Source organism: Streptomyces sp. NPDC056738 (assembly GCF_042790435.1).
In the GTDB taxonomy this organism is placed as follows: domain Bacteria; phylum Actinomycetota; class Actinomycetes; order Streptomycetales; family Streptomycetaceae; genus Streptomyces.
Genome location: NZ_JBHTZF010000012.1, coordinates 17,847 through 40,222, shown reverse-complemented (window position 1 = coordinate 40,222; position 22,376 = coordinate 17,847). Strand labels below are relative to the sequence as shown.

At 72.5% G+C, this 22,376-nt stretch carries 17 protein-coding genes; 6 read left to right on the top strand and 11 right to left on the bottom strand.

Annotation, left to right across the window (positions count from 1 at the left end; translation table 11 throughout):
* Position 1: 1 nt before the first annotated feature.
* Positions 2–2,110, bottom strand: a complete 2,109-nt coding sequence (locus ACFRIC_RS28615; protein WP_382791375.1) for a LamG domain-containing protein — start codon at positions 2,108–2,110, stop codon at positions 2–4.
* A gap of 137 nt (positions 2,111–2,247) precedes the next feature.
* A complete protein-coding gene (locus ACFRIC_RS28610; protein ID WP_382791373.1) occupies positions 2,248–4,842 on the bottom strand; it encodes a bifunctional FO biosynthesis protein CofGH in 2,595 nt (864 codons plus the stop codon).
* A 195-nt stretch (positions 4,843–5,037) separates the two neighbouring features.
* On the opposite strand from ACFRIC_RS28610, the gene ACFRIC_RS28605 reads away from it, so the two are divergent.
* On the top strand, positions 5,038–6,552 hold the full coding sequence (locus tag ACFRIC_RS28605; protein WP_382791370.1) for a CehA/McbA family metallohydrolase: 1,515 nt from the start codon (positions 5,038–5,040) through the stop codon (positions 6,550–6,552).
* Positions 6,553–6,583: 31 nt separating this feature from the next.
* Here the strand turns inward: ACFRIC_RS28605 and ACFRIC_RS28600 are convergent, their stop codons facing one another.
* The gene (locus ACFRIC_RS28600; protein WP_382791367.1) at positions 6,584–7,420 is read right to left on the bottom strand and encodes an endonuclease/exonuclease/phosphatase family protein; all 837 of its coding nucleotides are present in this window, start codon (positions 7,418–7,420) and stop codon (positions 6,584–6,586) included.
* Positions 7,421–7,512: 92 nt separating this feature from the next.
* Between ACFRIC_RS28600 and ACFRIC_RS28595 the strand changes: the two genes are divergently transcribed.
* Both ACFRIC_RS28595 and ACFRIC_RS28590 read left to right on the top strand, forming a co-directional pair.
* Positions 7,513–7,908, top strand: a complete 396-nt coding sequence (locus ACFRIC_RS28595) for a nitroreductase/quinone reductase family protein (protein ID WP_382791365.1) — start codon at positions 7,513–7,515, stop codon at positions 7,906–7,908.
* Positions 7,909–8,269: 361 nt separating this feature from the next.
* A complete protein-coding gene (locus tag ACFRIC_RS28590; RefSeq protein WP_382791363.1) occupies positions 8,270–9,091 on the top strand; it encodes a DUF4232 domain-containing protein in 822 nt (273 codons plus the stop codon).
* 27 nt (positions 9,092–9,118) lie between these two features.
* Here the strand turns inward: ACFRIC_RS28590 and ACFRIC_RS28585 are convergent, their stop codons facing one another.
* The 8 genes from ACFRIC_RS28585 to ACFRIC_RS28550 all read right to left on the bottom strand — a co-directional run bounded on the left by ACFRIC_RS28585 (position 9,119) and on the right by ACFRIC_RS28550 (position 18,345).
* Positions 9,119–9,859 carry a TetR/AcrR family transcriptional regulator gene (locus ACFRIC_RS28585; protein ID WP_382791360.1) on the bottom strand — a complete coding sequence of 247 codons (741 nt, stop codon included), beginning with the start codon at positions 9,857–9,859 and terminating at the stop codon, positions 9,119–9,121.
* A gap of 46 nt (positions 9,860–9,905) precedes the next feature.
* Positions 9,906–10,655 carry an SDR family oxidoreductase gene (locus tag ACFRIC_RS28580; protein WP_382791357.1) on the bottom strand — a complete coding sequence of 250 codons (750 nt, stop codon included), beginning with the start codon at positions 10,653–10,655 and terminating at the stop codon, positions 9,906–9,908.
* A gap of 144 nt (positions 10,656–10,799) precedes the next feature.
* The gene (locus ACFRIC_RS28575; RefSeq protein WP_382791355.1) at positions 10,800–12,263 is read right to left on the bottom strand and encodes an aldehyde dehydrogenase family protein; all 1,464 of its coding nucleotides are present in this window, start codon (positions 12,261–12,263) and stop codon (positions 10,800–10,802) included.
* Positions 12,260–13,990, bottom strand: a complete 1,731-nt coding sequence (locus ACFRIC_RS28570) for an amidohydrolase family protein (protein ID WP_382791352.1) — start codon at positions 13,988–13,990, stop codon at positions 12,260–12,262. Before ACFRIC_RS28570 ends, ACFRIC_RS28575 begins: the two co-directional genes overlap by 4 nt.
* Positions 13,991–14,004: 14 nt before the next feature.
* On the bottom strand, positions 14,005–15,123 hold the full coding sequence (locus ACFRIC_RS28565; protein ID WP_382791349.1) for an LLM class flavin-dependent oxidoreductase: 1,119 nt from the start codon (positions 15,121–15,123) through the stop codon (positions 14,005–14,007).
* Between the two features lie 98 nt (positions 15,124–15,221).
* A complete protein-coding gene (locus ACFRIC_RS28560) occupies positions 15,222–15,995 on the bottom strand; it encodes an SDR family NAD(P)-dependent oxidoreductase (protein ID WP_382791347.1) in 774 nt (257 codons plus the stop codon).
* An 11-nt stretch (positions 15,996–16,006) separates the two neighbouring features.
* Positions 16,007–16,948, bottom strand: coding sequence for an LLM class F420-dependent oxidoreductase (locus ACFRIC_RS28555; RefSeq protein ID WP_382791345.1), 942 nt, complete (start codon positions 16,946–16,948; stop codon positions 16,007–16,009).
* Positions 16,949–17,085: 137 nt separating this feature from the next.
* Positions 17,086–18,345 (bottom strand): amidohydrolase family protein, encoded by a 1,260-nt coding sequence (locus tag ACFRIC_RS28550; protein ID WP_382791342.1) that lies wholly within the window; start codon positions 18,343–18,345, stop codon positions 17,086–17,088.
* 291 nt (positions 18,346–18,636) lie between these two features.
* Between ACFRIC_RS28550 and ACFRIC_RS28545 the strand changes: the two genes are divergently transcribed.
* From ACFRIC_RS28545 to ACFRIC_RS28535, 3 genes are all read left to right on the top strand, one after another.
* The gene (locus ACFRIC_RS28545; protein WP_382791339.1) at positions 18,637–21,594 is read left to right on the top strand and encodes a BTAD domain-containing putative transcriptional regulator; all 2,958 of its coding nucleotides are present in this window, start codon (positions 18,637–18,639) and stop codon (positions 21,592–21,594) included.
* A 207-nt stretch (positions 21,595–21,801) separates the two neighbouring features.
* Positions 21,802–21,981, top strand: a complete 180-nt coding sequence (locus ACFRIC_RS28540) for a hypothetical protein (RefSeq protein ID WP_382791336.1) — start codon at positions 21,802–21,804, stop codon at positions 21,979–21,981.
* Positions 21,982–22,159: 178 nt separating this feature from the next.
* The gene (locus tag ACFRIC_RS28535) at positions 22,160–22,330 is read left to right on the top strand and encodes a hypothetical protein (RefSeq protein WP_365482452.1); all 171 of its coding nucleotides are present in this window, start codon (positions 22,160–22,162) and stop codon (positions 22,328–22,330) included.
* Positions 22,331–22,376 lie beyond the last annotated feature (46 nt).

The following is a 22,376-nucleotide window of genomic DNA, read 5'->3' as shown; positions in this document are numbered from 1 at the left end:
ATCACGGGTCGATGCCCGCGCCCGAGCCGAGCTGCTGGATCTGGGTGTCGCTCAGGACGCCCTTGTAGGCCTGCACCTCGTCCACGTCGCCGCGGAGGTACTCGGTCCAGCCGTCACCGGCCTTGGCCCGGCCGACCTGGAGCGCGCCGGTGCTGTGCCAGCCGTTCGGGAAGTCCGCCGTGTCCCCGCCGCCGAGCTGTCCGTCGACGTACAGCTTGATGGTGTCGGCCCCGTCGTCGTAGACCACGGCGAGGCGGTGGCCGAGGCCCTCGCCGCCGTCCGCGAACTCGGCCTCGGACACCACCTTCTCCGGGGCCCCGGCCTCGTCCCTCTCCGGCATCACGAGCTGCCAGGTGTGCGTGGACGGCTCGTAGCGCACCCGGAAGGCGTCGGTGTGCTCGCCCGCCTGGGAGAGCACGGTCATCGCGTGGTCGGGCTCGGCGTCGGCGAGGCGGACGACGACGCCGAGGGAGAAGCTGTCCCCGGTGTCCACGACCGGCCCGTCGGTGGCCGCGTACCCGGTCTCGCCGTCCAGTTGCAGGTCCGCCCCGTCGGCCAGCGCCGGCGGCACGGGGGTGCAGTCCGGGTCGAGCTCCGGGATGCAGGAGTCGTCGGAGCCCTGCCGGATCGTCGCGCCGCCGCCGAGCCGCAGCGGTGAGCCGCCGCCCTGCTCGGGGCTCACCCCGTCCGTCGCGCTCTCCAGCGACCAGTGACCGAGCCGCTTCGGCGTGCGGTGGGCGAGTTCGGAGACCTCGTCCGGCACGACGACCCGGTCGTGGACCTGGACGTCACCGACCTCGCCGTGCCAGCGGTCGCGGTAGCCGGAGGTGCCGCGCGCGCGGCCGATCTGGAAGGCGCCGGCGGCTTCGGCGGGCGTCGCGTCCACCGCGGTGCCCGTCTCGCGACCGTTGACGTACAGCCGCGCCTTGCCGGTCTCCGCGTCGTACACCCCCAGGAGGTGGGCCCATTCGCCGGTCTCGGGCGCGCCGCCGGAGACCCGCGCGCCGCCGATCGTGAACGCCCAGGCCGGACCCGAGTCCCCGGCGCGCAGGCCGAGCGCGAAGCCGGGTGTGCCGTCGGCGTCCTGGGAGGCGACCGTCATGGTCCGGCCGGTCTCGGCGGGCCGCACCCAGGCGCTGACCGCGAAGGACTTGCGGAGGTCGGTGGCGGGGGCGTCCGGGGTGAGGAAGCCGTGGCCGCTGCCGTCCAGGCTCACCGTGGAGGCCGTGCCGGTGCCCGAGGGGGCGGGGCCGCCGAAGGCCGCGCCGATGCCGACGCGGGCCGCGGTGCCGGTCTCCGCCGCGGCCGACCGGGAGCCGGCCGCGTCGGTCAGTTTCCAGCGGGCGACGGGGGCGCGGCCGGACTGGACGTTGAAGTCGTAGGTCGTCTGACCGCTGCTGCGGCCCGCCCGGTCGATCGCGCGGACCTGGAGGTACTTCGGCCCGCTCCTGAGCGGCAGGTACGGGATGGTCACGGCCCCGCCCGGACGGGCCGGGGACACGGTGCCGTAGGGGCCGCCCAGAAAGCCGTAGGTGTACGACACCACGTCGTCCGAGGGCGAGTCCATCGTGAAGTGGCCGTAGACGCCGACGCCGTCCACCCAGAACTTCTCGTCCGGGGTGGGGTACTCGGGCGAGGTGATCGTCGCGTTCGCCGGATTCGTGTCGTCGATGACGAACGAGCAGACCGAGCCGGCTCCCTCGTCGCTCCACGGGGAGGTGGTCTTGGTGTCGTTCGCGCGGACGTGCCAGGAGACGACCGTGTTCACGGGAAGGTCGGAGGGCGTCGTCCAGTATTGGGGCACCCCCGACGACAGGGTGATGGTGGTGAAGGAGCGGCGCTGCTCCACGCCCGCCGAGTCCGTCCACCAGGCCTCGAACTCGCCCTTGACGGGGCTGGACTCCGAGGGCTGGTTGTCCTCCTCCGGGTCGTAGAGCACGGCGCTGAGCCGGGGCGGCTGCGCGACGTACGCCGTGTCCTCGCCCGTCGCGCACGCGCTGTTCCCCGTTTTCAGGTCCTGCACGAGCGGCTGTTTCGGCGGCAGGTTGTCCAGCGCGGACGCCGAGCCGGCGGCCGTGGCCACCAGCGCCACCGCGCAGCACCCCACCATCAGCCGACCGTGCCCGACCGCTCTTCCGGAACTCCTCAAGTCACTCTCCCCTGTTGACACTTGGCGCTTGATGATCAAGCGAGCCGCATGAACCTAACAGGGACCACCGACAGCGCAGAAAAGGTTTTCTGCGGGCCTCAGTCCAGCACCGGCAGCAGCTCCGGCAGGTGGCCGTCCGAGGCGGCCGCCGCGCGCTGCCGTTCCTGGGGGACCTCGCCGTAGAGGGTGGTGCGGGGCCTGGCGGGGCGGCCCGCCGCCTCGGCCACCGCGATCAGTTCCTTGACCGACTTGTACGAGCCGTAACTGGAGCCCGCCATGCGGGAGATGGTCTCCTCCATCAGGGTGCCGCCGAGGTCGTTGGCGCCGGAGCGGAGCATCTCGGCGGCGCCCTCGGTGCCCAGCTTGACCCAGCTCGTCTGGATGTTGGGGATGTGCGGGTGGAGCAGGAGGCGGGCCATCGCCATCACCGCGCGGTTGTCGCGGGTCGTCGGGCCGGGGCGGGCGATGCCGGCCAGGTAGACGGGGGCGTTGGTGTGGATGAAGGGCAGGGTCACGAACTCCGTGAACCCGCCGGTCTGCTGCTGGATGCGGGAGAGCGTGCGGAAGTGGCCGAGCCAGTGGCGGGGCTGGTCGACATGGCCGTACATCATCGTCGAGGAGGAGCGGATGCCGAGTTCGTGGGCCGTGGTGACGACCTCGATCCAGGTGGCCGCGGGCAGCTTGCCCTTCGTCAGGACCCAGCGCACCTCGTCGTCCAGGATCTCCGCGGCCGTGCCGGGAATGGTGTCCAGGCCCGCCTCCTTGGCCGCGATCAGCCACTCGCGGATGGACAGGCCGGTACGGGTCGCGCCGTTCACCACCTCCATCGGGGAGAAGGCGTGGACGTGCATGCCGGGGACCCGTTCCTTCACCGCCCTCGCGATGTCGAAGTACGCCGTGCCGGGCAGGTCCGGGTGGATGCCGCCCTGCATGCACACCTCGACCGCGCCGACGTCCCAGGCCTGGGCGGCGCGGTCCGCGACCTGGTCCAGGGACAGGGTGTACGCGTCGGCGTCCGTACGGCGCTGGGCGAAGGCGCAGAAACGGCAGCCGGTGTAACAGACGTTCGTGAAGTTGATGTTGCGGGTGACGATGTACGTGACGTCGTCGCCGACGGCCGCCCGGCGCACGTCGTCGGCGATCCGGCACAGGGCGTCCAGGGCCGGGCCGTCGGCGTGCAGCAGCGCGAGGGCCTCGTCGTCGGTCAGCCGCGTCGGGTCGTCGGCCGCGGTCGCGAGGGCCGCCCGTACGTCCGTGTCGATCCTCGACGGCACCATCCCGGGGGCCGCGGCCTCCTTCAGGGCCGCCCAGTCCCCGTACACGGTGTCGAAGTCCTCGCGGCGGTCGCCCGTACGGCCCTCGGTGTCGATGGCCTGGTGCAGATCGGTGCGCCCCGAGGACGTGAAGGCCTCCTCCGGCTCCTGCCAGGGGTGCCCCTCGACCACCGCGTCCGGCATCGCGAGTCCGGTCTCCGGGTCCGCGAGCGCCCGCACGTGCGGCAGCAGCCGCGGGTCCAGCCAGGGCTCGCCGCGCCGCACGAACTCCGGGTAGACGCAGAGGCGTTCGCGCAGCTCGAAGCCCTCGGCGGCCGACCGCTCGCGCAGCAGCTCGATCTGCGGCCAGGGCCGCTCCGGGTTGACGTGGTCGATGGTCAGCGGCGAGACCCCGCCCCAGTCGTCGATCCCGGCGCCGATCAGCCGTCCGTACTCGCCGGCGACCAGGTTGGGCGGCGCCTGGAGGCAGGCGCCCGGGCCCATGATGTGCCGGGCGACGGCGACGGCGGCGATCAGCTCGTCCAGCTCCGCGTCCGGCATGCCGCGCATCGCGGTGTCCGGCTTGGCGCGGAAGTTCTGGATGATCAGCTCCTGGATGCCGTGGTGGGCCCGGGAGATCCGGCGCAGCGCGAACAGGGAGTCGGCGCGCTCCTCGTACGTCTCGCCGATGCCGATCAGCAGCCCGCTGGTGAAGGGGACGGAGGAGCGGCCGGCGTCCTCCAGGACCCGCAGCCGGACGGCCGGTTCCTTGTCCGGGGAGCCGTGGTGGGGGCCGCCGGGCTCGGACCACAGACGGGTCGCGGTGGTCTCCAGCATCATGCCCATCGACGGGGCGACCGGCTTGAGCCGCTGGAAGTCGGTCCACGACATCACACCCGGGTTCAGGTGCGGCAGCAGGCCCGTCTCCTCCAGGATGCGGATCGAGATGGCCCGTACGTAGGCGATCGTGTCGTCGTAGCCGTGCGCGTCCAGCCATTCGCGGGCCTCGGGCCAGCGGTCCTCCGGCTTGTCGCCGAGGGTGATCAGGGCTTCCTTGCAGCCGAGTTCGGCACCCCGGCGGGCGATGTCGAGGACCTCGTCCGGGGACATGAACATGCCGTGGCCGGCCCGCCGCAGCTTGCCGGGGACCGTGACGAAGGTGCAGTAGTGGCACTTGTCCCGGCACAGCCGGGTCAGCGGGATGAAGACGCTCTTGGAGTACGTGATGACGCCGGGCCGGCCGGCCGCGTCCAGGCCCGCGTCCCGCACCCGCGCGGCGGAGGCGGCCAGGTCGTCCAGGTCCGCGCCGCGTGCCTGGAGCAGCACCGCGGCCTCGGTCACGTCGAGCGCGACGCCGTCCCGCGCGCGCCGCAGCGCGCGCCGCATGGAGTTCGCCGTCGGCCCGGATCCGGGAGTCGCGCCCGTCGCGGAGGTCGTCATCCTTCGAGCATACGGTCGAGGTCACCGGGGACAGCGGGACCCGAGGGCATTCCGGCCGCGCGGCATCTGTCGGCCTCCCCGAAAGCCGTCGATCCCCCTGGTGTGCACCTGCGTTCACTGCCTCCTCGCACAGTGGTCCGTGGCACTTCGCATCACTCATGTCACTGTCACACCCGACTCCAGGGGAGCAGCAGTATGTGCGAGGACGACCACGGCATCGGCAGACGCGCCCTGTTCGTGACGGGAGCGGCTGCCGCGCTTACGTTGGGAAGCGTGACCTTCCCCAGCGGTGCGCACGCGGAAGCGGCGGACGACCAGGAGACCCGGACGGTGCGGGGCACCCTCCCCACCGGCTCCCCCGACTTCGTGTACCTCCCGGTCGAAGTACCGGCCGGGGTGGCGGAGATCAAGGTCTCCTACAGCTACGAGCGGCCGTCGGTGCCGGCCGGCACGGCGGGCAACGCTCTGGACATCGGCATCTTCGACGAGCACGGCACGGAGCTGGGCGGGCGGGGCTTCCGGGGCTGGTCGGGCGGCGCGCGCACGGAGTTCTTCATCCGCTCGGACGACGCGACCCCCGGTTACGTCCCCGGACCGGTGCGCCCCGGCACCTGGCACATCGCGCTCGGTCCGTACACGGTGGCGCCGCAGGGCCTGGCGTACGAGGTCACGATCACCCTGACGTACGGGAAGCCGGCGCCGGCGCCGGAGCCGGTGTACCCGCCCTCGCGCGCCAAGGGCCGCGGCCGCGCCTGGTACCGCGGCGACTGCCATCTGCACTCCTGGTACTCGGACGGCCGCCGCACGCCCGCGGAGATCGCGGCGCTGGCGCGGGCGGCGGGTCTGGACTTCATCAACTCCTCCGACCACAACACGCATGCCGCGCATCCGCACTGGGCGGACCAGGCGGGTGACGATCTGCTGATCATGCTCGGCGAGGAGGTCACCACCCGCAACGGGCACGTGCTGGCGCTCGGCACCGAGCCCGGGACCTTCGTCGACTGGCGCTACCGGGCCCGCGACAACCGCTTCGGCCGGTTCGCGCGCCGGATCCGCGGTGCCGGCGGCCTCGTGGTGCCCGCGCACCCGCACGCCACGTGTGTCGGCTGCGGCTGGAAGTTCGGCTTCGGCGAGGCGGACGCGGTCGAGGTGTGGAACGGCCCGTACACCCCCGACGACGAGGTCGCCCTCGCGGACTGGGACAACATGCTGGTCGCCTCCGTGCGCGGCGGCCACGACTGGCTCCCGGCGATGGGCAACAGCGACGCGCACCGCGACCCCGACCCGGTCGGCTCCCCGCAGACGGTCGTCCTCGCCGACGACCTGACCCGCGAGGCGATCCAGGAGGGCATCCGCGCGGGCCGTTCCTACGTCGCGGAGTCGAAGCTGGTCTCCCTCTCCTTCTCGGTGTCCGGCGCCAAGGGCGAACACGCGGGCATCGGGGAGCGGTTGCGGGTCGCCCCGGACACCCCGGTCACCGTCCGCCTGGAAGCCGCCGGCGCCCCGCGCTGCACGGTCCGCTTCGTCACCGACCAGGGCACGCTGTTCACCAGCGCCCCCCTGCCGGTCGCGGGCTCGGGAACGGTCGAGTGGCGCACGACGGCGTCCTACGCGGCGTACGTCCGCGCGGAACTACGCCACGAGACGGCGGCGGGCCCGGTCCCGGGGGCACTGGCGGCGTTCACGAATCCGATCTTCCTGGGGGTGTAGGACTCCCCCGGGCTTCCGGGCGCGTCAGGCCTCAGAGCGCGTCCTGACCGCCCGGCGGGAGGGACAGGTCGGCGACCACTGCCGTGTGGTCCGAGGGCCATGTCCCGCCGGTCGGGCCGTCCCCGGCCCGGCGTACGGATCGGACGTGGCCCAGGCCGCCGGGGCCGGGCGGGCCGACGTGGACGTAGTCGATGCGGGCGGCGGGGCTGTGCGGGCCCACATGGGCGTTCGCCGGGTCCCAGGTGGCCCAGGGCGCCGTCGGGTCGGCGTACTCCCAGGCGTCGAGGAAGACCTGTCCGGGGACCACGGGGGACGTCTTGTACCCCCCGAACAGGCGGATCTCGTCGGAGTCCGGCCAGGCGTTGAAGTCGCCCGTGACGACCGGGGGGAAGTCGGTGCCGCCCCGGTGCGCGGCGACGAACTCCGCCAGGGCGGTGACCTGTTCGCGGCGCACGCCCGAGGCGTGGATGGCCGAGGTGAGGTGGGTGGTGAAGAAGGGCACCTCGTGGGTGGGCGTGGCCAGGCGGGTGTACAGGGCGAGCCGACCGTCGTACAGCTCCTCGGGGGCCGGCAGCCGCAGCACCTCCTGCGCCACCACCGGCCAGCGGCTCAGCACCGCGTTGCCGACCTCGACCGTGGGGTCCCCGATCCGCCGCTGCCAGCGGTCCGAGGCGTCGGAGGCGGCCCAGGTCCAGTGCATCCCGAGCTCGTCGGCGAGCCAGCCGGCGAGGTTCTGGCCCCCGCACTGCCACACCTCCTGCAACCCGACGACGTCGGGCCGCAGTTCGCGCAGCACGGCCAGGATCGCCTTCTGCCGCTCCTCCCATGGCCCGAACCGCCACCAGAGGTTCCAGGTCACGACCCGCATCCTCAGCCACCTGCTCCCGTCGCGCGACATCGGGGACCATTGAAACAACTCCCTTGTGCCACACACCAGCCCGGACAGGAGCCCCACCGACCATGGCCCGCCTCACCGACCTCAGGTTCCGCGCCACGACCGCCTTCCAGCGGCACCTCGTCAACCCGCTCGCGCGCCGGATGCCGTTCCAGACGCTCCTGGAGACCACCGGCCGCGTCTCCGGCCTGCCCCGGCGCACCCCGCTCGGCGGCCGCCGTGTCGGTGACGCCTTCTGGCTGGTCTCGGAGTTCGGGGAACGGTCGCAGTACATACGCAACATCCAGGCGGATCCGAGGGTGCGGGTGCGGCTCCGCGGCCGCTGGCACGAGGGCACCGCGCACCTCCTCCCGGACGACGACCCGGTGGCCCGGCTGCACACCCTGCCCCGGGGCAACAGCGCGGCCGTACGGCTCATCGGGACGGGGCTGCTGACGGTACGGGTGGATCTGCGGGGGTGAGGCCGCCGCGGGGTGCGGCCGCCGGGGTCCTCGCATCCCGGTCGGGCATCCCAGGCTTCCGCGTTTCCGCAGGTCATCCGGGGTGGGATGGTTCCACCGTCCCGGGTTGACGGGCAACTGTTGCCCCGGCTCCGCGAGGAATCCCATGCTGTGGATGTCGCACCGGCCGAGCAGGATCGTCCGCTCGGCGGCGCCGGCATCCCGGCCCGCCCGTCCACGGGACACCCATGTCCTCCCACGCTCAGGACATGTCCTCCCGCACTCAGGACGGGGCGGACTCCCAGGGCGGATTCCCCGCGGGGGTGGCCGGCCGCCGGCGTGTGCGACCTCCATACGGACCGGAAGAGGAAACGGGGACACCATGAACACGCCTGCCCGCAGGAACCACACCGGCCCCAGGGGCTGGAAGACGTACGCCCTCGGGGCCGCGGCGGCAGCGGCGCTGCTCGCGACCACGGCGTGCGACCCGGGCGCGGCCGAGGGTTCGGACGGTTCCACGTCCTCGGCCCGGCCGGGCACGACGGCCTCCGCGAAGCCGGGCGGCTCTTCGGGCGCCGCGAGCGGCGACGGGGCCGGGAACGGTGCCGGCGGCGCGGGGAGCACCGGCGGCAGCACCGGAAGCGGCGGCGGCACGGGCAGCGGTGGGAGCACGAGCGGCGCCGGCGGCAAGGGCGGCACCAGCAGCGCCGGCGGCACGGGCGGCACGAGCACCGGCACCGGTGGCGGCAGCACCGGCGCCGGCGGCAAGCAGACGATCGTCGCCTGCTCCCAGACGGAACTCGGGGTGTCCGCCGTGACGGAGCGGGACGCCCGGCACCTCGTCCTCACCGTCCAGAACGCGAGCGACAAGAAGTGCAACCTGTACGGCTACCCGCTCGTGCGGCTCGGCGACGGCCGGACCACGGCCCCCGTGATCAAGGAGAGCGACCCGGACCCGGGCAAGCCCGTCACCCTCGACCCGGGCCAGGAGGGGTACGCCGCTCTGCTCGTCAGCGGCCCCATGGACGAGTACGAGGCGAAGAGCATCACCCTCACCCTCCAGGGCAGCAGGCCCGGCAGCACCGTGGGCAAGCCGATCGACGTCCCCATGCCCGTCGACACGCTGTACGCCAACGACTTCCAGCGGGTCACCTACTGGACGACGGCCTCCGGCTACGCCCTGGACTTCATCATGTCGAAGTAGCGAGGCGACGGACCCCGGGCCAGGACGTCAACCCGAGTCGGACAGGCGGTCCAGCCACTCGGTGAACAGGGCCGTCTCGGCGGTGGTGAAGGCGGGGCTCGGGTTCTGGCGGAGCTGCGCGCCCAGGCGGATCGCGGTGGCGGGGACGGTGGAGGCCTCGGATCCGGCCGTCCGCGGCTCGGGAGCGGTCACGTCCGGGGTGAAGACGGAGACGTGCACCGCGTCCCGCACGCGGCGCGACAGGCTCTCGTCCATGAAGGTCGCCGGGCGGGAGACCAGCATCAGGCAGACACCGACGTTGGCGGACATGATCATCTGCGCGGCGAGTTCGGGGGCGAGCCGCAGCTTGCCCTGTTCGGCGGCGCGGCGCAGGTCCCCGGTGAGGATGCGGTGGGCCTCCAGCGCCGCGGCGGGCGGGGTGCGCATCGCCGGGGAGTGCATCAGGCGGTAGAGGTTCGGGTTCCGCAGGGCGAACTCGGTGTGGCCGTCCCACCCGTCGCGCAGGTCCTGGACCGGGTCCGTGCCGGGGTGCCGTTCCCGCTTGGCCGCGAGGTAGCGTTCCCAGCCGTGGTCGACGACGGCCGACAGCAGGCCCTCCTTGTCGCCGAAGTGGCGGTAGAGCGCGGGTGCGCCGACTCCGGCGGCCTCGCACACGGCCCGGGTCGAGACGTCGCCGTCGGGGGACTTCGCGACCAGCTCGGCGGCCACGGCGAGGATGCGCGCCCGGGTGGTCACGGGGGCCGCGCCGGGGTTCGTACTGTCGCTCATGGCGGTGATCCTGACATCTTCGGCGCCGCGGGCGCAGCGGACGGTCTCAGGCGATGCCGCCGTTGGCGCGCAGGACCTGCCCGTTGACCCAGCGTCCCCCGGGGCCGGCGAGGAAGGCGACGACCGAGGCGATGTCCTCGGGGGTGCCGAGCCGCTCCAGGGGCGGCTGGGCGGCCATCCGGGCGATGGTCTCCTCGTCCTTGCCGTCCAGGAAGAGGGCGGTGGCGGTCGGGCCGGGGGCCACGGCGTTGACGGTGATGTCCCGGCCGCGCATCTCGCGGGCGAGGATCAGGGTCATGGCCTCGACGGCGCCCTTCGTGGCGGCGTACGCGGTGTAGCCGGGGATCGCGAGGGCCAGGACGGAGCTGGAGAAGTTGATGATCGCGCCGCCCGCGCGCAGCCGGCGGGCGGCCTGCTGGTCCACGACGAACGTGCCGCGGATGTTGGTGCGGTGCATCCGGTCCAGGGCGTCGAGGTCGAGGTCGACGAGCGGGGCCAGGGTCATGACGCCGGCGGCGTGGACGACGACGTCGACGCCGCCGAAGGTCTTCTCGGCCGTGTCGAAGAGGGCGGCGACCTCCGCCTCCTCGGCGACGTCGGCGCGGAAGGCGACGGCCTGCCCGCCCGCCTCGCCGATCGCGGCGACCGCCTTGTCGGCCTCGGCGGCGTTGCCCGCGTAGTTCACGACGACGGCGTATCCCTCACGGGCCAGCCGCTCGGCACTCTCACGGCCGATGCCGCGGGACCCCCCGGTGACGATCGCGACGCGCGGGGAGGTGCTCGGCTGCTCACTCATGGCGTTGCTCCTTGTCTCGGCCGGGGTAGCGGCGTTCACCATCCCGATGGAAACAACGCTAACACCATCACCGTAGCGCCGCTACCCGAGTCCTCCCGCTCCCGCCGTAGCGGCGCTACCCGAGACCGACCGCCGCCCGCCGTCTCACCCCGGCCACACGATCGACTGGGTCTCGCTGTACGCGTGCAGGGCGTACGAGCCCACGTCGCGACCCACGCCGCTCTTCTTGAAGCCGCCGAAGGGGGCCTCCATGTTGCGGCCGACCGTGTTGACGCCGACCCCGCCCGCGCGCAGCCGGCGGGCGACGCGGAAGGCGCGGGCCACGTCCCCGGACCAGACGTAGTCGATCAGGCCGTAGTCGGAGTCGTCGGCGAGGGCGATCGCCTCCTCCTCGTCGTCGAAGGGCAGGACGACGACGACCGGGCCGAAGATCTCCTCGCGGACGACCCTCATGTCCGGTGTGCAGTCGGCCAGAAGGGTCGGGGCGACGTAGAAACCGCTGGGGAGGGAGGGGCGTTCGCCGCCCGTCACGATCCGCGCGCCTTCCTTGCGGCCGAGTTCGACGTAGGACTCGACGCGGTCGCGGTGGGCCGCCGAGATGACCGGGCCGACCACCGTGCCCCGCTCACGCGGATCCCCCACTCGCACATGACCCGCGTAGGCGGCCAGTTGGCGCACGAGCGCATCGTGCACGCCGCGCTGCACCAGCACCCGCGTCGGCGCCGTGCAGATCTGACCGCTGTAGAACGAGAAGGTCGTGCCGATGCCCGACACCGCCGAGGCCAGGTCCGCGTCGTCGAAGACGATCGCCGCGCCCTTGCCGCCCAGTTCCATGAGCTGGCGCTTCATACCGCGCCCGCACACCTCGGCGATCCGCTGCCCGACCGCCGTCGAGCCGGTGAAACTGACCATGTCGACGTCCCCGGAGTCGACCGCCGCCTCGCCGGACTCCGCCGTCGAGCCGCCGACCACGTTCACCACGCCCGGCGGCACACCGGCCGCCTCCAGCGCCTCGGCCATCCGGTACACCGACAGCGGGTCCTGCGGGGCCGGCTTGACCAGCACGGTGTTGCCCATCGCCAGCGCGGGGGCGATCTTGCCCGCCGGGTTGGCCCAGGGATTGTTGTACGAGGTGATGCAGGTGACCACGCCGACGGGCTGGCGCACGGCCAGCGCGCCCATCACGGCGGCCCCGCCGAACGGTCCCGCCTCGTTGATCTGCGGCGGCAGCGCGCTCTCGACCGGCTCGGGCCGCGCGTAGCGCCGGAACCGGGCCACCCCGACCCCGACCTGCATGCCGCGCGCCGTCCCGGTGGTGGCGCCGCTCTCCGCCTGCGCGAGCTCGGCGTACGGCACGAGGTTGCGCTGGATGACGTCCGCGGCCCGCGCGAGAACGGCGGCCCGTTCCTCGGCGGGTGTGCGCGACCAGGGTCCGAAGGCCTCGCGGGCCGCCGCCGCGGCGGCGTGCACCTGGGCCCGGGACGCCTCGGGCGCGAGCCCGACCACCTTCTCGGTCGCCGGGTCGACGACCTCGTAGAAGCCGTGCTCGGGCGCCACCCACGCCCCGCCGATGAACAGCCGCTGCCCGGTGCTCTGCGAGGCCGTCACCGGGTGCTCACCGTCCGGGTGTCGCGGCCCGACCGGAGCACCCTGCCCGGCACCGCGCCCGTCACGACGTCGTCGCGGATCGCCTCGGTCCCGTTGACCCACACGGCCCGCACCCCGATCGCCCGGGAGTCGAGACGCGGACTGTCACCCGGCAGGTCGTGCACCAGGGTGGCCTTGCCGGCGTCGATCCGTTCCGGGTCGAAGAGCACCAGGTCCGCATGGAATCCCACCTCGACGCGCCCGCGTCCGCGCAGCCCGAACAGCCGCGCCGGATCGTCCGTCAGCATCCGCACCGCCCGCTCCAGCGGCACGAGTCCGCGGCCGCGCAGGCAGTCCCCGAGGAACCGGGTGGTGTACGGGGCCCCGCACATGCGGTCCAGATGGGCGCCCGCGTCGGAGCCGCCGAGCAGGACGTCCTGGTGCTGCCAGGTCTCGGCGCGCAGGGCCCAGGAGTCCGGGTCGTTGTCGGTGGGCATGGGCCACAGGACCGTCCGCAGGTCGTCGGCCGCGCAGATCTCCACCAGGCACGCGAACGGCTCCTGGCCGCGTTCGGCGGCGATGTCCCGCACCACGCGTCCGGTCAGGCCCTCGTTCGCGGCGCTGTAGGTGTCGCCGATGACGTACCGGCCGAAGTCGGCGAGCCTCCGGAAGACGCCCGCCTCCTTGCTCTCCGCGCGCCGGAGCATCTCGGCGCGGACGCCCGGGTCGCGGAGCTTCGCGATGCGCTCGGGGACGGGCAGCGCGAGGACCGGCCCCCAGCCGGGGATCAGGTTCAGGGCGCAGAAGGTGCCGAGCGACATGTTCATCGGGGTGAGGATCGGCATGGTGAGCGCGACGACCCGGCCGCCGGACTTGCGGGCGCGGTCGCTCGCCTCCAACTGGCGCGGGACGCGCTCGGGCACGGCGGAGTCGATCGTCAGGACGTTCCAGTTGAGCGGGCGGCCCGCGACCGCGCTCATCTCGACGAACAGATCGATCTCGGCGTCGCTGAACTGGTCGAGGCAGCCGGCCGTGATCGCCTCGATCTGGGTGCCCTCGTGCTCGCCCACCGCCTGTGCGAGGGCGAGCAGTTCGGCGGGCCGGGCGTGCCGGGAGGCGACCGGGGCGCCGTCGCCGTCGGAGTGGGTGGAGGACTGGGTGGTGGACAGGCCCCAGGCCCCGGCGTCCATGGCCTCGTGGAACAGCCGCAGCATGGCGTCGAGCTGCTCCCCCGACGGCTGTCCGCCCACCGCGTCGGCGCCCATCACGTACCGGCGCAGCGCGCAGTGGCCCACCATGAAGCCCGCGTTGACCGCGATGCGGCCCTCCAGGGCGTCGAGGTAGTCGCCGAAGGTGTGCCAGTTCCAGGGCGCGCCCTCCTCCAGGGCGACCAGGGACATGCCCTCGACCCTGGACAGCATGCGGCGCGTGTAGTCGGCGTCCTCGGGGCGGTCGGGGTTCAGCGGGGCGAGGGTGAACCCGCAGTTGCCGCCCGCGACCGTGGTGACCCCGTGGTTGAGGGAGGGGGTCGCGTACGGGTCCCAGAAGAGCTGGGCGTCGTAGTGCGTGTGCGGGTCCACGAAGCCGGGGGCGAGGACGAGCCCGTGCGCGTCCTCGCTGGTCCGGGACGGCTCGGTGACCCTGCCGATCACGGCGATCCGGCCGTCGCGCAGGCCCACGTCCGCGGTGCGGGCGGGCGCTCCCGTCCCGTCCACGACGGTCGCGCCCTTGATCAGATGGTCGAGCATCGCGGAAGTACCCCCTAGGCGGCTTGGCGGAACCGGGTCGTGCGGTGCACCGGGTCCGTGTCGATCTTCGGAATGACGTGCTCGCCGATCAGCCGGATCGTCTGGAGGGTCTCCTCCTTGGGCACGCCGACGGGCAGCCCGAAGCTGAGCTGGTCGGCGCCCGCCTGCTCCCAGCGCTTGCACTGGGTGAGCACCTCGTCCGGGTCGCCGCAGATCAGCAGTTCCTCCTCGATGAGGAGCTCGACGAACTCGGGGGTGTACTCGGGGAGGGTCTCGGGCCAGACGGGGAAGCCCTCGGGGCGCGGGAAGGTGTCGTGGTAGCGGAAGACGAGGGAGGGCAGGTAGTGCAGCCCGCCGGCGACCGCGATCCGGATCGCCTCGTCGTGGGTGGGCGCGCAGATGGCGGTGGTGGTCACCATCACGTTGTCGTTGACGAAGTCGCCGATGGGCTCGGCGTTCACGACGGCCGTCTTGTACTGCTCCAGGACCCACTCCATGTCGGCGACCTTCTGCACGCTGAAGCCGAGCACGCCGAGGCCCTTGCGGGCGGCCATGGCGTACGAGGGCGGCGACCCGGCGGCGTACCACATGGCCGGATGCGACTTCCCGTACGGCTTGGGCAGGATCTTGCGCGGCGGCAGCGACCAGTGCTTGCCCTGGAAGCCGACGTACTCGTCCTGGAGCCACATCTTCGGGAACTCGGCGATGGTCTCTTCCCAGATCTCCTTGGTGAAGTTCATGTCGGTGATGCCGGGGAGGAAGCCGAGGATCTCGTGCGAGCCGGCGCCGCGGCCGGACCCGAACTCGAAGCGGTTGCCGCTGAGATGGTCGAGCATGGCGACCTTCTCGGCGACCTTGACCGGGTGGTTGACCTGGGCGAGCGGGTTGAAGATGCCGGAGCCGAGGTGGATGCGGTCGGTGGCGTGCGCGAGGTAGCCGAGGTAGACGTCGTTGGCCGAGAGGTGCGAGTACTCCTCCAGGAAGTGGTGCTCGGACGCCCAGGCGTACTTGAAGCCGGACTTGTCCGCCTGGATGACGTACCCGGTCTCCTCCATCAGCGCCTTGTGCTCCGCGAGCGGGTCGGTCTCGGCCCGCTTGCCCACGTATCCCTGTACAAAGAGCCCGAATTCCAAGGAGGTTCACCGTCCCCATCCAGTTATCTGACATACCGTCAGATTCATTGAGCCGACTGTTCCACCGTGCGCGGGGACCGTCAATAGCTGACGCGTCGTCAGAGAACGCTCACGCCCGCGAGCCAGCCGCCGTCGATCACGAAGGGCTGCCCGGTGATGTACGAGGAGTCCTCGCCGGTCAGGAACAGCGCCAGCCTGGCCACGTCCTCGGGGCGGCCGATCCGGCCGAGGGGCACGAGCTTGCCGTAGAACGCGTCGAGGGCCTGCGAGGCCTCCTCGCCGTCCGCGCCGGAGAGCTGCGCCGGATTGCTCATGGCCGTGTCGACCGCGCCGGGGCAGACGGCGTTGACGCGGATCCCCTTGTCCGCGAGTTCGAGCGCGGCCACCCGGGTCAGGCCGACGATCGCGTGCTTGGTCGCCGCGTACGCGCCCACGTACGCCATGCCCGTGAGCCCGGTGAAGGAGGCCGTGTTCACGATCGTGCCGCCGCCGGCCTCGGCGATCTCGGGCGCGAGCGCCTTGATCCCGAGGAACACCCCGACCTGGTTGACCTGCACGATCTGCAGGAACTCGGCCAGCGGGGTGTCGACGAGCGCGTTGAAGCGCAGGATGCCGGCGTTGTTGACCAGCCCGTCGATCCGCCCGTACGCGGCCTTCGCGGAGGCGACCGCCGCGCTCCAGTCCTCCTCCCGGCCCACGTCCAGGTGCACGTAGTGCGCGCCGATCTCCTCGGCGAGTTCCCGGCCCTGGTCGTCGAGGACGTCCGCGACGATCACGCGCGCGCCCTCCGCGGCGAAGAGCCGCGCCTCCTGTTCGCCCTGCCCGCGCGCCGCGCCGGTGACGAGGACGACCCGTCCGTCCAGCTTGCCCATGCCGTGACTCCCTAGCCGAGGTGGGGCGCGACGTCCGCTCCGAACGCCGCGATCTGGTCCGTGAGTTCGGCGCGGCTCCGGCTGCGGAACCGCACCTGGATCTGGTGCACGCCCATGGCGCCGTACTCGCGCAGCGACGCGGCCAGTTCCCCGGGCGATCCGCTCAGCGTCCGCCGCCCGGTCTCCCAGCCGGGCTCGCCGACGTACAGCGGCTCGGTGATGGCGCCGATCGTCAGTGGCTCCTCGATCCCGGCCTCGGCCCGCAGTTCCCGCAGCCGGGCGATCTGCCCCGGCAGCCGGTCGCGCGGATCGCCCTGCGGCAGCCAGCCGTCGCCGCGCAGCGCGGCCCGCCGTACGGCGGCGGGCGAGGAGCCGCCCACCCACACGGGCACGCGCTGCTGGGCGGGCCTGGGCCGCTGGCCGAGCCCTTCGAAGTCGTACGTCTTGCCGTGGTGGACGGGGAACTCCTCGGGCCCGAGCGCGGCGCGCAGCGCGTCGATCGTCTCGTCGAGGACGGCCCCCCGGCGCTCGAAGTCGGCCCCGACCGCCTCGAACTCCTCCCGTACGTGCCCGGCGCCGACCCCGAGGATCAGCCTGCCGCCGGAGAGGTGGTCGAGGGTCGCGTACTGCTTGGCCGTCACGAGCGGATGCCGCAGCCCGACGACCGCGACATGACTGAGCAGCAGGACGCGCTCGGTCACGGCCGCGAGGTAGGCGAGCGTGGCGACGGGGTCGTACCAGACGGTGCTCATGGCGTCCGCGAGCCGGCGCGGTATGGCGACGTGGTCGCAGCTCGCGATGTAGGCGAACCCGGCACGGTCGGCCGCACGGGCGATCTCGACGAGGTCGTCGGGCCCGGCGGCGGCTTCCCAGGGTTCCGCGTAGATCGCGCTCTGGGACTGGACGGGGAGCTGGATGCCGTACGCCAGCCGCCCTTCGGGCAGGACCTGCATGGCCCGCCTCCTATCTGACGGTTCGTCACTTCTTGAGTCGCGCCGCCATACTCATCCCTGACGCACCGTCAGACAAGAGGTGTGCGGGTAGCCGAGCCCGCGGCCCCGGAGGCCGGGGCACACGCATCGCATGCCTCTCAGCCCGCCCAGAGCCCGTCCCTCGTCAGCCCCAGCAGGTCGATCGCGTTCCCGCGTACGATCCGCTCGACCACGTCCGGGGCCAGGTGGCCCATCTGGGCCTCGCCGACCTCCTTCGACTTCGGCCAGGTGGAGTCGGAGTGCGGGTAGTCGGTCTCGTAGAGGACGTTGGCGACGCCGATCGCGTCGAGGTTGCGCAGTCCGAAGGCGTCGTCGAAGAAGCAGCCGTACACGTGCTCGGCGAAGAGCTCGGACGGCGGGCGGTGGACCTTGTCGGCCACCCCGCCCCAGGCGCGGTTCTCCTCCCACACCACGTCGGCGCGCTCCAGGATGTACGGGATCCAGCCGATCTGCCCCTCCGCGTACATCACCTTCAGGTTCGGGAAGCGCTCGAACTTGCCGCTCATCAGCCAGTCGACCATCGAGAAGCAGCAGTTGGCGAAGGTGATCGTCGAGCCGACCGCGGGCGGCGCGTCGGCGGAGGTCGAGGGCATCCGGCTGCTGGAGCCGATGTGCATGGCGACGACGGTGCCCGTCTCGTCGCACGCGGCGAGGAAGGGGTCCCAGTCGTCGGTGTGCACGGACGGGAGCCCGAGGTGCGGCGGGATCTCGGAGAAGGCCACCGCGCGCACCCCGCGGGCGGCGTTGCGGCGCACCTCGTCCGCCGCGAGACGGGCGTCCCACAGCGGTACGAGCGTGAGCGGTATCAGGCGCCCGCGGGCGTCCGGCCCGCACCACTCCTCCACCATCCAGTCGTTGTAGGCCCGCACCGAGAGAAGGGCGAGTTCACGGTCGGCCGCCTCGGTGAACGTCTGGCCGCAGAACCGGGGGAAGGTGGGGAAGCAGAGGGCGGACTGCACGTGGTTGACGTCCATGTCGGCCAGCCGCCGCGGCACGTCGTACGAGCCGGGGCGCATCTGCTCGTACGTGATGATCTCGAGCCGGATCTCGTCACGGTCGTAGCCGACGGCCGTGTCGAGACGGGTGAGGGGCCGGTGCAGATCTTCGTAGACCCACCAGTCCCCGACGGGGCCCTCGTCGCCCGGCGCGCCCATCACGGGGGCGAACTTCCCTCCCAGGAAGGTCATCTCCTTCAGGGGTGCGCGGACGATGCGGGGGCCGGTGTCCTGGTACTTCGCGGGCAGCCGGTCCCGCCAGACGTGGGGCGGTTCGACCGTGTGGTCGTCCACCGAGATGATCCTCGGGAAGGCGGCCCGAGCGTCCGCCGAGGGGCTCTGCGCGGTTTCCGTGGTCTCCATACCGGCCACGGTAGCGCTGATCTGACGGCCCGTCAGCTCTCTTGCCGCGCCCCGTCACCGCCCCGTTGGGCGCCCGCCGCCTCACCGTCGGCCGCCCGCCCGGCGGCCCGCCGAGGAGCGCCTCCGGCGACCGCGCGGAGATGAATGGGCGCGGAAGTGTGGGGAGCCTGTGTGGGGACCGTGTGGACTGCCGCACCACACCTTGTGATCGCTGTCTCGCACGGCTGACGCATCCGCCATGAACAAGGCAAACTGGCCTCGTTGTACTGACAGTTCGGCAGGGGGACAGCGATGGACGGTGTGCCGCGCGTACCGAAGCAGTGGCATCCGGGCTCCGAGGAGCCCGCGGCGTTGCGCTTCAGCGTGCTCGGCCCGGTGCGCGCCTGGCTGGGGGACGATCCGCTGCCGGCCGGGTCCCCGCAGCAACGCGCCCTGCTGGCCGCGCTGCTGCTGCGCGACGGCCGCACCGCCACGGCCTCCGAGCTCATCGACGCCCTGTGGGGCGACGAGCCCCCCTCCCAGGCGCTGGCCGCCCTGCGGACGTACGCCTCCCGGCTGCGCAAGACGCTCGGCGCCGACGTGCTGGTCAGCGAGTCCGGCGGCTACGCCATCCGCTCCCTGCGCGAGGGCGCGCTCGACCACGTCAACGCCCAGGAACTCGCCGCCGACGCCGAGAAGGCGCGCGCGGCGGGCGATCTCTCCCGCGCCCGCGACCTGCTCAGGGACGCCCTCGCCCTGTGGGACGGCGAACCCCTCGCGAGCATCCCCGGCCCCCACGCGGAGACCCAGCGGGCCCGCCTGGAGGAGTGGCGCCTGCAACTCCTCGAATCCTGCCTCGACATGGACCTGGAACAGGGCTTCCACGCGGAGGCGGTCTCCGAACTCACCGCGCTCACCGCGGCGCACCCGCTGCGCGAACGCCTGCGGGAACTGCTGATGCTGGCGCTGTACCGCTCCGGCCGCCAGGCCGAGGCCCTCGCCGTGTACGCGGACACCCGCCGGCTGCTCGCCGACGAGCTCGGGGTGGACCCGCGCCAGGGGCTGAAGGAACTCCAGCAGCGCATACTCCAGGCGGACCCGGGCCTCGCCGAACCCTCCGCCCCGAAGGCGGAGCCCGTCGTCGCCCTCGTCCGCCCGGCCCAGCTCCCGGCGACCGTCACCGACTTCACCGGCCGGGCGTCCTTCGTGCAGGAGCTGAGCGACGTGCTCGCCGCGGCGTCCTCCGAGGAGGGCCGTGTCATGGCCGTCTCGGCGCTCGCGGGCATCGGCGGCGTCGGCAAGACCACCCTCGCGGTGCACGTGGCCCACCAGGCCCGCGGGGCCTTCCCCGACGGACAGCTCTACGTCGACCTCCAGGGCGCCGGATCGCGGGCGGCCGAACCCGAGACGGTCCTCGGCGCGTTCCTGCGGGCCCTCGGAACAGCGGACTCCGCGATCCCGGACTCGCTGGAGGAACGCTCGGCCCTCTACCGCTCCGTCCTCGACGGCCGCCGCGTCCTGGTCCTGCTCGACAACGCCCGCGACGCCGCCCAGGTACGGCCGCTGCTGCCCGGCACCGAGGGCTGCGCCGCCCTGGTGACCTCGCGCATCCGGATGGTGGACCTGGCGGGCGCCCATCTCGTGGACCTCGACGTGATGTCCCCCGAGGAGGCGCTCCAGCTCTTCACGAAGATCGTGGGCGAGGAGCGGGTCGCCTCCGAGCGGGAGGCCGCCCTCGACGTGGTCGCGGCCTGCGGCTTCCTGCCCCTGGCCATCCGCATTGCCGCGTCCCGGCTTGCCGCCCGCCGCACCTGGACGGTGTCGGTGCTCGCGGCGAAGCTCGGCGACGAGCGGCGCCGGCTGGACGAGCTCCAGGCCGGGGACCTGGCCGTGAAGGCCACCTTCGAGCTCGGCTACGGCCAGCTCGAACCGGCCCAGGCGCGCGCCTTCCGGCTGCTGGGCCTCGCCGACGGCCCGGACATCTCGCTCGCGGCCGCGGCGGCGGTGCTCGACCTCCCGGCCGAGGCCACCGAGGACCTCCTGGAGTCCCTCGTCGACACCTCCCTCCTGGAGTCCGCGGCCCCCGGCCGCTACCGCTACCACGACCTGGTCCGCCTCTACGCGCGTGCGTGCGCCGAACGCGACGAACAGCCCCCGAGCGAGCGGGCGGCGGCCATGTCGCGGCTGCTGGACTTCTATCTGGCCACGGCGGCCGGGGTGTACGCGATCGAACGCCCCGGCGACCGCCTGGTGGACCACCTGGAGCCGACGGCGTACACGGGGCTGACGTTCGAGGACCGGAAAGCCTCCTGGGACTGGCTGTACGCGGAAGCCGTCCCTCTCCTCGCCTGTGTACGGCAGTCGCCGGGAGCCCCGACGCTTCGGCGTGCCGTCGACCTGCTGTGGGCGGCCGTCGACCTCGCCGAATCGGGTGCCAACTCGAAGGAGTACGAGGCCGCAGCGACCGCTTTGCGGGACGCCGCGCGGGAGGCTTCGGACCCGCACGCGGAAGGGCGCGCGAGGGTTGTCCTGAGCAACGCGCTCCTGTTCTCGGGAGTGTTCGACCAGGCCTACCGCGAGGCCAAGGAAGCACTACGCCTCGCCGAGGCGTCCAAGGATCCGTTGCCCTGCTGCTGGGCGGCGAACATCCTCGGGAGCATCGCCTTCTACCAGAAGCGGTACGCGGACGCGGAGGCCTACTTCAGCCGAGCGGTCGAGGAGTTCCGCGGCTGCGGCGACCTGGCCGGGTCGGCGAGTCCACTGTGCAACCTGTCGCGACTCCATCTCGCCACGGGACGCGCCGACAGCGCCGTCGTGCTCGCGGGCCAGGGCACCGAGATCTACGAGACGCTGGGCCACTCCCTCCGGGTGGCGAACGGCCGCTACGCGCTGGGCATGGCCCTCGGCAAGAGCGGTCGCCACACGGACGCCACGGCCGAACTCGAGGAAGCGCTCAGGGTGTTCCGGGACAGCCGTCAACGACTGTGGGAAGGAATGGCTCTCTGCCGCCTCGCCGAGGTCGACCTGGACGCCCGCAAGCCGGCCCGGGCGGCGAGCAACGCCGAGATGGCGCTCACGGTACTGCGGGGCATCGGTGGCGAATGGCGCCGGGGCAACGTACTGACCGTGCTGGGCAAGGCGCTGCTCGGAATCGGTCAGTCCGGCAGGGCCCAGGTCTGCTGGCGTGAAGCCCTGCAGATCTACGAGAAGCTGGGCTCACCGGAGGCCACCGAGGTCCGGGCGCTCCTGACTCCGATCGCCGCCGCATAGGCGCACGGACGTTCATCGTTCGTTTATCGCCGCCCGGCAGTCTTTCTCTTGTCGATCCGTCGCGTCGGGGGGCAGACGGACCGCCGCACCGGTCGCCGAACTCACAGTCTAGGGTTGGCGGCTCAAGTGGCCCGTCCGGCCATCCTCGGGGGAATGGCCGGACGGGCCCACAGTTCCAAAATGAACCGCCAAAGGGGAGGCAGCACCATGAGCGAGACCGAGAAGACGATCGCGGAGCCGGACAACACTCACGTGACGGGTGATGAGACCGGCGAGGACATCACGCCGATGAACACCCACGTGACGAGCAGCCCGATCAAGCCGCTGAGCGCCACCGACGGCGAGGCCACTCCGGACAACACCCACGTGACGGACGAGCCTGCCTGACCCGGACCACACCACACGGGGATCGACCGCGGCGGCGCGGAGGGGGAGCCGCCGCGGTCGCCGTGTGTGGCGGCCGATTCGGCCAACTAATGGCGAAATCCGCTCTCGGGTCGAACATTTGCCCGAGCAGTGACTACGGTCTCGTGCATCAGAAGTCTCCCCTCCCACAGGAGTTGGCATGACTCGCACGAAGAAAGCCGTCATCACGGTGGCCATCGCGGCCGCAGCCGCGTTCGGAGCGTCCGCCCCGGCGTTCGCCAACATCCACGCGACGGACACCCCCGTGACCACGGACAACATCCACGCGACGGACACCCCCGTGACCACGGACAACATCCACGCGACCTGAGCTGTCACTGCGGTGGGGCCGAGCGGTCAACCTCGGCCCCACCTGG